Source organism: Streptococcus sp. 27098_8_66 (genome assembly GCF_041431945.1).
GTDB lineage: Bacteria > Bacillota > Bacilli > Lactobacillales > Streptococcaceae > Streptococcus > Streptococcus dentalis.
In genome coordinates, this window is the sequence record NZ_JAPVYS010000016.1 from 19,827 (window position 1) to 28,921 (window position 9,095).

Here is a 9,095-nt window from a genome sequence, read left to right on the forward strand (position 1 = left end):
AAAGAGCAAGGCCTCTTTGTTTGGTATTGGAAACTTAGAAAAACATGCATAAATGTGATGAAAAAGTTTCAGTAAAATTCTATATATTCATTTCATTCGGTTACTAGTTTCAGTAAAATTCCATTGACTTGAAGTAGAGAAAACAGTATACTAGTAAAGCAATTTGATCTTTCAAACTGCCGGCAACAAGGGGAATGAATCCACTTTGAATTGGGATACAGTAGGGTTTGGAGTGGTAGTACTTCACACCCTTATTGTCGTCAGTTACCCTAGTAAGACCAGACTTGTGAAACAAACACAGGTTTCTTTTTTGCATAATTATAAAAGCTTATAGAACCCTCCTGCTCCATATAATCAGGAGGGTTCCGTTTTATTTTTAAAAAGCTGGTGATCCAAGAAATATTGTGAATTTCCTATAGGTTCTCTTCCATATTTATGATACAATTAAACTACTATTATCGAAGGGAGAAACTATGATTAATTCAATTGTTTCACAAGGTTTGATTTGGGCCATTTTAGGGTTAGGAATCTTTATGACGTTCCGAATTCTAGATTTTCCAGATATGACGACAGAAGGGTCCTTCCCGCTTGGAGGAGCGGTGGCGGTGACCTTGATTACCAAAGGGGTCAATCCACTCCTTGCAACGCTGGCTGCTATTGGAGCAGGGTGCTTGGCGGGACTTGCGACGGGCCTTCTCTACACAAAAGGGAGAATCCCGACACTCTTGTCAGGGATCCTCGTGATGACATCTTGTAACTCGGTCATTCTCTTTGTCATGCAGCGGGCTAATTTGGGACTTCTGGGCTATAAAAAAATTCAGGAATTTCTTCCTTTTGCCAGTGGGTTCAATGAGATTCTGATTGGCTTGATTTTCGTAACGCTTGTGATCCTTGGTTTGATCTTCTTCTTGGATACACGCTTGGGTCAAGCCTATATTGCGACAGGGGACAATCCAGATATGGCCAAGAGCTTTGGGATCAACACCGACCGGATGGAATTGATGGGCTTGGTCATTTCAAATGGGATTATTGCTCTTTCTGGTGCACTGATGGCCCAGCAAGAAGGCTATGCGGATGCTTCACGTGGGATTGGTGTCATTGTTATTGGGCTTGCCAGCCTCATTATTGGAGAGGTGCTCTTTTCAAATGTCACTTTGACAGAGCGCTTGCTCAGTATTGCGATCGGATCGATCGCCTACCAATTTTTGATTTGGGCCGTGATTGCGCTTGGCATCAATACCAGCTATATTCGAATCTTCAGTGCTTTGATCTTAGCTATCTGCTTGATGATTCCAACCTTTAAGGGAAAAATTATGAAAGGAGCGAAACTCAGTAAATGACAGCAATTGTAGAATTAAAAAATGTAACCAAAGCCGTGAGCAATGGGATGAACGAAGAAAAAGTCATTCTGGATGATGTCTCCTTGGAAATTCGAGAGCATGATTTTATCACGATTTTGGGGGGCAATGGAGCCGGAAAATCAACCCTCTTTAATACCATTGCTGGGACGCTTCCGGTGAGCAGTGGGAAGATTTATATTTTGGGGGAAGATGTAACCAACTATTCTCCTGAAAAGAGAGCCAAGTACCTATCGCGGGTCTTTCAAGATCCTAAAATGGGGACAGCGCCTCGCATGACGGTTGCGGAAAACCTCTTGGTAGCGAAGTTTCGCGGAGAAAAACGTGGCTTGATTCCGCGTCACTTAGCCAGCTATAAAGAAGAGTTTCAAACAGTCCTTGCTAAGATCGGCAATGGTTTGGAACATCATATCGACACAGCCGTTGAGTTTCTATCAGGGGGGCAACGACAAGCCTTGAGCCTGTTGATGGCGACACTGAAACGTCCAGAACTCTTGCTTTTAGATGAACACACTGCTGCCTTGGATCCAAAAACCAGTCAGGCGCTCATGACCTTAACGGATGAGTTTGTGAAACAAGATGCCCTCACAGCTCTTATGATCACCCACCATATGGAAGATGCTTTGAAATATGGAAATCGTTTGATTGTCATGAAAGACGGACACATCGTCCAAGACCTCAATCAAGAAGAAAAAGCCCAAATGACCATCGCAGACTATTATCAATTGTTTGAGAAAGACTAAGATACAAAGCCCGTAAAATGCAAAGTGAAAATAGGGAGTAGGACAGAAGCAATATTGTTTATGGCGCTTCGTCGTCCCACCTCCGCACAGTTGAGTAGGGCTGTAAAAGCTGGTGAAATCAGCGTAGTAGAGCCCACTCAACCACTGCGTCTTGCTCGACAATCCAAAAATAATTGAGAGGCTAGGACTTTTGTCCCAGCCTCTTTTCCTTAAATCATTTATAAAACCGCATAAAATAGGAACTAGTTTCAGCTGAAATCGCTTGCAATTACTTAGGTAGCTGAGTATAATATAGTTAGAAAGATGAAGAAGGGATTGATACCAATGCCTTATCGAGTTAAAATTTAGGTTACTTCGTTTTAGGCCTGTTTTGCTGATATCTGTTCATGCTCTTATCGTAAAAGAGCAGTCATGTCGTGTGTGTCGGATCGGTTGGACGGTCGGGCAAACCTGCTTAGTTTGTCCGGAGACATAAGAAAACGTGGAAATAGTAGGTAGAAGCTTTTTGTAAAGGTTTTCAAACTTCAATGCGTCCAGTCGAAAACTAATCATTTGGATTTAGGATAGCAAAGAAAACCTCTGGTATTTTACACAAATACTATTAAATGAAATCAACATCATAAACATTGTTTTGTTAGCCAAAAGGTTAATTGCACCAAGTCAGTGAAGCAGACCAGGCCTCTAGTCCCGTAAGACTGGAGGCCATTTTTATAAGATACTCAGGAGGAGGTGAGAGTATGGGATTGTCGTATGCGCAAGAATATAGTTGTCGGGACCATTTTCGGCAAAGAGCTTTTGAGCGCTTTGGCGTAGATGATCAGCACTTGAATAAGTGGATCAACCAACACCTCTCCTCCCTCTCTCCTTATGATAGTAATGTGGTTCAACCCGCCAACACAGAAGCCTATGTAGCCAGTGATGGCGTCATCTTTGTCTGCAATATCAAAAGCCGGGAGTTCATCACTTGCTTTAAGGCGGTTAATTACCAAGAATCTAAGGAAGAAGAGGAAGCCTATACGGACATTCACGAAAACAATGTCGCTTCCTTCAAAAAAGATGTGAACCACCTAGTCAATCGCTACCGACTCAAGGAAGCCAAAGAGCTGTTTGAAAACATTGGGGAGGACTTGGATGATTTTTATCGCCTGTCCCAAGCGGTCAAGAACGGCCAATTGAGCGAGCGAAATAGTAAGCGACTAGAGGAATTGTTAGGCAAGTTTCATGTGATCAAGGCAGCTATGCGGATCATTGAAAATAAACGGGGAGATTACCATCTTTAGGGTCTTTTCCCCCTAAAAATAGGCGCCTAGAAGTCCTCTCATCTGAAATAGATGAGAGGACTTTTTTGCTGTGGAAAGCTTTTTGAAAAAAAGAGAAAAAAATTGTATAATAGAGTGGATATGCAAGTATTTGCAAAACTGTAATTCGACTTGGGCGACCAAGGACCGTAAGTATTAAAATAATCACACTAAAGGAGACAACAGTGAGTAGTATTAAATTAGTCACTCTTGGCGGTGTTCGAGAAAATGGGAAAAATCTCTACGTTGCCGAAGTGAACGATTCGATTTTTGTCTTGGATGCAGGTTTGAAGTATCCAGAAAATGAGCAACTTGGAGTGGATGTCGTTATCCCCAACATGGATTATCTATTTGAAAACAAGGACCGCATTGCGGGTGTTTTCTTGACCCATGGTCATGCGGATGCCATTGGGGCCTTGCCATATCTTTTGGCGGAAGCGAAAGTCCCTGTATTCGGAACCGAGTTGACCATTGAGTTGGCTAAACTCTTTGTAAAAAGCAATGACAGTGTGAAGAAATTCAACGACTTCCATGTCATCGATCAGAATTCTGAGATTGATTTTGGGGATGCCGTCGTCTCTTTCTTCCAAACAACCCACTCCATCCCTGAAAGTATCGGGATTGTGATTGGCACTCCTGAGGGCAATATCGTCTATACAGGAGACTTTAAATTTGACCAAACTGCCAGCGAGTCATACGCGACAGACTTTGCTCGCCTAGCTGAGATTGGACGTGAAGGTGTGCTTGCTCTTTTAAGTGATTCGGCTAATGCGGATAGTAATATTCAAGTTGCCAGTGAGCAAGAAGTAGGCGATGCCATCTTAGATACGATCGCAGACTGGGATGGTCGTGTCATCGTAGCGGCGGTAGCCAGCAACCTCTCTCGGATCCAGCAGGTCTTTGATGCTGCGGCTGAGACTGGCCGTCGAGTGGTCTTGACAGGGTTTGATGTGGAAAACATCGTCCGCACAGCTATTCGCTTGAACAAATTGTCTCTTGCCAACGAAAAACTCTTGATCAAGCCCAAAGAAATGAGCCGTTTCGAGGATCATGAATTGATCATCTTGGAAACAGGCCGGATGGGTGAGCCAATCAACGGTTTGCGCAAGATGTCTATTGGCCGTCACCGCTATGTGGAAATCAAAGATGGGGACTTGGTCTATATTGTCACAACGCCATCTATTGCTAAAGAAGCTGTGGTGGCTCGTGTGGAAAACATGATCTACCAAGCAGGTGGCATTGTCAAATTGATCACGTCAAGCTTGCGCGTATCTGGTCACGGAAACGCACGGGACTTGCAGTTGATGATCAACCTTCTTCGTCCTAAATACCTCTTCCCGATCCAAGGGGAATACCGCGAATTGGATGCCCATGCGCGGGTAGCGATGGAAGTTGGTATCTTGCCTGAAAATATCTTTATTCCAAAACGCGGAACTGTGATGGAGTACGAAAAGGGGGACTTCGTCCCTGCCGGTAGCGTCTCAGCTGGAGATGTCATGATCGATGGGAATGCCATTGGTGATGTGGGCAATATTGTCCTTCGTGACCGCAAGGTCTTGTCAGAAGACGGGATCTTTATCGTGGCGATCACGGTGAATCGCAAAGAGAAGAAGATTATTTCCAAAGCGCGCGTGCACACCCGTGGTTTTGTCTATGTCAAGAAGAGTCGGGATATTCTTCGTGAAAGTTGCGAATTGGTCAACCAAAGCGTTGAAGACTATTTGACACAAGACAGCTTTGACTGGGGTGAGTTAAAAGGTTTGGTACGCGACAACTTGTCTAAGTTCTTATTTGAACAAACCAAACGTCGTCCAGCTATCTTACCAGTCGTGATGGAAGTGAAATAATAGAAGAAATGGAAACGCTTGGCGGCCCGAGGCTTGCCGAGTGTTTTTAACAGTAGAAAGAGGGAAGCAAATGGCAGTTATGCAGATTGAGTATTATTCAGAAGCCTTGAAGATGGAGTGGGGCGTGTCCGTCCTTTATCCCGATGCATCGCGCGTGGAAGATCCAGCGGATACGGATATTCCAGTCCTTTATCTCTTACACGGGATGAATGGCAACCACCACTCCTGGTTGAAGCGGACTAATGTGGAGCGCATTTTGCGCAATACCAATCTGATCGTGGTCCTACCAAATACCAATAATGGCTTTTACACAGATACCCAGTATGGCTACAACTACTACACGGCCATTGCGGAGGAATTGCCAGAGACTCTTTCTCGCTTCTTCCCTAATATGACCAAGAAACGGGAGAAGACCTTTATTGCGGGTCTATCCATGGGCGGCTATGGATCAATGCTCTTGGCTCTCAAGACAAATCGTTTCTCCCATGTGGCTAGTTTTTCCGGTGCTCTGAGTTTCCACGATCGGGACTTTGAAAACAATGACTTGGAACAACCAGCTTTTTGGAAGGGGATCTTTGGAGAGATTGAGGATTGGACAACCAGTCCCTATTCGCTAGAGACTGTTTCCAAGAAGTTCTCAGATAAGAAGACCAAACTCTGGATCTGGTGTGGGGAGCAGGATTTCCTCTATGAGGCCAATAATTTTGAAGTCAAGGAACTAGAAAAGTTAGGTTTGGATGTCGCCTATACCCACAGCCCAGGCAAGCACGAATGGTTCTACTGGGAACGTGAGTTGGAGCACTTTTTACAAACTCTGCCAATCGACTTTGAATTAGAAGAAAGATTAAGCTAAGATACAAATAGATTGGATATCAGTCAGAGCATTTGTTCTGGCTTTTTTCATGTATATAGGAAGAAAAACTAGAAAGGTCACTTATTCATTTCAGTCCTGCTCTCTTTGTGGTATAATAGGAACGATTGAAAAATGAGCTAGAAATAGCGAACAAGATAAGAGGAGAGAAATATGGCAAAAGATATTCGTGTGCGTTATGCACCAAGTCCAACAGGACTACTACACATCGGAAATGCCCGTACAGCATTGTTTAACTACTTGTATGCACGCCACCATGGTGGAACTTTTATTATCCGTATCGAAGATACTGACCGCAAGCGTCATGTCGAAGACGGAGAACGTTCCCAGCTTGAAAACCTTCGTTGGTTGGGCATGGACTGGGATGAAAGTCCAGAGACTCATGAAAATTACCGCCAGTCTGAACGTTTGGAACTCTATCAAACATACATTGACCAACTCTTGGCTGAAGGAAAAGCCTACAAATCTTACGTTACAGAAGAAGAATTGGCAGCGGAACGTGAACGCCAAGAAGCAGCAGGTGAAACACCTCGCTACATCAACGAATACCTTGGTATGAGCGAGGAAGAAAAAGCAGCTTATGTTGCAGAACGTGAAGCAGCGGGTGTGATTCCAACAGTTCGTTTGGCAGTGAATGAGTCTGGTATCTACAAATGGCATGATATGGTCAAAGGCGATATCGAGTTTGAAGGTGGCAATATCGGTGGTGACTGGGTCATCCAAAAGAAAGATGGCTATCCAACTTATAACTTTGCCGTTGTGATCGATGACCACGACATGCAAATCTCTCACGTTATCCGTGGAGACGACCACATTGCTAACACACCAAAACAGCTCATGGTTTATGAAGCGCTTGGATGGGAAGCTCCAGAGTTCGGTCACATGACCTTGATTATCAACTCTGAAACAGGTAAGAAATTGTCTAAACGTGACACCAACACCCTTCAATTTATCGAAGATTACCGTAAGAAAGGTTACCTTCCAGAAGCAGTCTTTAACTTTATCGCTCTGCTTGGTTGGAATCCTGGTGGGGAAGACGAAATCTTCTCTCGCGAAGAACTCATTCAACTCTTTGATGAAAACCGTCTCAGCAAGTCTCCAGCAGCCTTTGACCAGAAGAAAATGGACTGGATGAGCAATGAGTACATTAAGAATGCGGATCTTGAGACTATCTTTGAAATGGCAAAACCATTCCTTGAAGCAGCAGGACGTTTGACAGACAAGGCTGAGAAATTGGTGGAACTCTACAAACCACAAATGAAGTCAGTTGACGAAATCGTTCCATTGACGGATCTCTTCTTCTCAGACTTCCCAGAATTGACAGAAGCTGAACGAGAAGTCATGGCTGGTGAAACGGTGCCGACTGTACTTGAAGCCTTTAAAGCCAAACTCGAAGCCATGTCAGACGATGAGTTTGTGGTGGAAAATATCTTCCCACAAATCAAAGCAGTACAAAAGGAAACTGGTATCAAAGGGAAAAACCTCTTCATGCCAATCCGTATTGCCGTTTCAGGTGAAATGCATGGTCCTGAATTGCCAGATACCATCTACTTGCTTGGACGTGAAAAATCAATCCAACATATTGAAAGTATGTTGGAAAAAATCAGATAATTATCAGAAAATTCCATAATAATGTACTGGGCTCAAACAGTTAGACAAATAATTTTAGAAAAGGATTTAGTTCTGTGTTGTACAGGACTAAGTCCTTTTGGCTTGACCTTAATTTGTTTTTTGTCGTAATAGCCAATAAAGCCCATAACGGCTTTTACCAAGTGGTCAAGGTAATAGACTGTCTTTTCATAGTCATAAAATATTTCTGTTTTCAAAATACAAAAGAAAGATCTAATCATGCAGTTACATGAGACATATTAATTAACTTTTACAGTGTAGTTCAAGCAGGTGTTCCATTTTATCTTTTTAATGGAAAAATCATCAAGTATAAGAATATCAATATAAATCATATCAAAGATGAAAACTAATTGACTAATAAATTCGAATTTTTAAAATTAAATTATTTTAAAACTAGGGTGCAATGATGTATAATGTTAATGTTAAACTGAATAATAAGGAGAACAAATGTTTTTTAAACGTTCTAATGGGTCATTTCGTGAAACCGATCGTGTGACTCGATTTAAATTAATCAAATCTGGAAAAAACTGGCTTCGTGCAGCAACTTCCAATTTGGGCCTCTTTAAAGTTGTCCGTGGTCAGGTTGAAGAACTGGTTGTAGCAGAAGTCTCTGAGGAAACGACAGCAACTCCAAGTCGGACTTTGTTGAAGGGGATCTTAGCAACTGGTGCGATTCTTGGGGGTGCAGTAGTGACGACAGCAGCACAAGCTGATGAAGCAGATGCTAAAACGGCAACAACATCTGAACTCGGCAAAGATGCTCTTGCTGAAGCAGATAGCGTAGTTATTGGGACGATTTCAGTATCTGACTCCCAATCTATGAGCGCCTCAGAATCAGAAGAAGCATCAACTTCACTCAGTGAGTCCGCCTCAGAGTCCGTTTCAGAATCCCAATCCGTGAGCACCTCAGAGTCGGAAGAGGCTTCTACATCTTTGAGTGAGTCGGTTTCAGTATCTGACTCCCAATCTATGAGCGCCTCAGAATCAGAAGAAGCATCGACTTCACTCAGTGAGTCCGCCTCAGAGTCCGTTTCAGAATCCCAATCCGTGAGCACCTCAGAGTCGGAAGAGGCTTCTACATCTTTGAGTGAGTCGGTTTCAGTTTCAGTATCTGAGTCAACAAGCGAATCGGAATCAGTTTCGACATCTGAGTCAACAAGTGTATCGGAATCAGTTTCAACATCTGAGTCAACAAGCGAATCAGAATCAGTTTCAGCGTCTGAGTCAACAAGCACGTCCGAATCAGTCTCAGCGTCTGAGTCAACAAGCGAATCAGAATCAGTTTCAGTATCTGAGTCAACAAGCGAATCAGAATCAGTTTCGACATCTGAGTCAACAAGCGAATCAGA

7 protein-coding genes and 1 pseudogene are annotated in these 9,095 nt (G+C 43.2%); 7 read left to right on the plus strand and 1 reads right to left on the minus strand.

The window, feature by feature from the left end; genetic code table 11:
- Positions 1-473 precede the first annotated feature (473 nt).
- The 6 genes from O3642_RS09455 (at position 474) to gltX (ending at position 7,728) form a co-directional block, all read left to right on the plus strand.
- Positions 474-1,340 carry an ABC transporter permease gene (locus O3642_RS09455; protein ID WP_003008955.1) on the plus strand — a complete coding sequence of 289 codons (867 nt, stop codon included), beginning with the start codon at positions 474-476 and terminating at the stop codon, positions 1,338-1,340.
- On the plus strand, positions 1,337-2,101 hold the full coding sequence (locus tag O3642_RS09460; RefSeq protein WP_151379422.1) for an ABC transporter ATP-binding protein: 765 nt from the start codon (positions 1,337-1,339) through the stop codon (positions 2,099-2,101). The genes O3642_RS09455 and O3642_RS09460 overlap by 4 nt, the downstream gene beginning before the upstream one ends.
- Positions 2,102-2,838: 737 nt before the next feature.
- A complete protein-coding gene (locus tag O3642_RS09465) occupies positions 2,839-3,381 on the plus strand; it encodes a hypothetical protein (RefSeq protein ID WP_049473337.1) in 543 nt (180 codons plus the stop codon).
- Between the two features lie 203 nt (positions 3,382-3,584).
- Positions 3,585-5,246: a ribonuclease J gene (locus O3642_RS09470; protein ID WP_320911125.1), complete on the plus strand. Its 1,662-nt coding sequence runs from the start codon at positions 3,585-3,587 to the stop codon at positions 5,244-5,246.
- Between the two features lie 70 nt (positions 5,247-5,316).
- The gene (locus O3642_RS09475) at positions 5,317-6,099 is read left to right on the plus strand and encodes an alpha/beta hydrolase (protein ID WP_371605849.1); all 783 of its coding nucleotides are present in this window, start codon (positions 5,317-5,319) and stop codon (positions 6,097-6,099) included.
- Positions 6,100-6,270: 171 nt separating this feature from the next.
- Positions 6,271-7,728: a glutamate--tRNA ligase gene (gltX, locus tag O3642_RS09480; RefSeq protein ID WP_371605850.1), complete on the plus strand. Its 1,458-nt coding sequence runs from the start codon at positions 6,271-6,273 to the stop codon at positions 7,726-7,728.
- 32 nt (positions 7,729-7,760) lie between these two features.
- Here the strand turns inward: gltX and O3642_RS09485 are convergent.
- Positions 7,761-7,973 (minus strand): annotated as a pseudogene (locus O3642_RS09485) (IS3 family transposase); the annotation flags it as partial.
- Between the two features lie 220 nt (positions 7,974-8,193).
- On the opposite strand from O3642_RS09485, the gene O3642_RS09490 reads away from it, so the two are divergent.
- Positions 8,194-9,095: accessory Sec-dependent serine-rich glycoprotein adhesin (locus tag O3642_RS09490; RefSeq protein WP_371605851.1), on the plus strand; the 902-nt coding region annotated here is incomplete at its 3' end.

Excerpts from the sequence above, each read along its gene's own strand:
- O3642_RS09460 (WP_151379422.1), top strand. The coding sequence starts at position 1,337 with ATGACAGCAATTGTAGAATTAAAAAATGTAACCAAAGCCGTGAGCAAT.
- O3642_RS09455 (WP_003008955.1), top strand. The coding sequence starts at position 474 with ATGATTAATTCAATTGTTTCACAAGGTTTGATTTGGGCCATTTTAGGG.
- O3642_RS09475 (WP_371605849.1), top strand. The coding sequence starts at position 5,317 with ATGGCAGTTATGCAGATTGAGTATTATTCAGAAGCCTTGAAGATGGAG.
- O3642_RS09465 (WP_049473337.1), top strand. The coding sequence starts at position 2,839 with ATGGGATTGTCGTATGCGCAAGAATATAGTTGTCGGGACCATTTTCGG.
- gltX (WP_371605850.1), top strand. The coding sequence starts at position 6,271 with ATGGCAAAAGATATTCGTGTGCGTTATGCACCAAGTCCAACAGGACTA.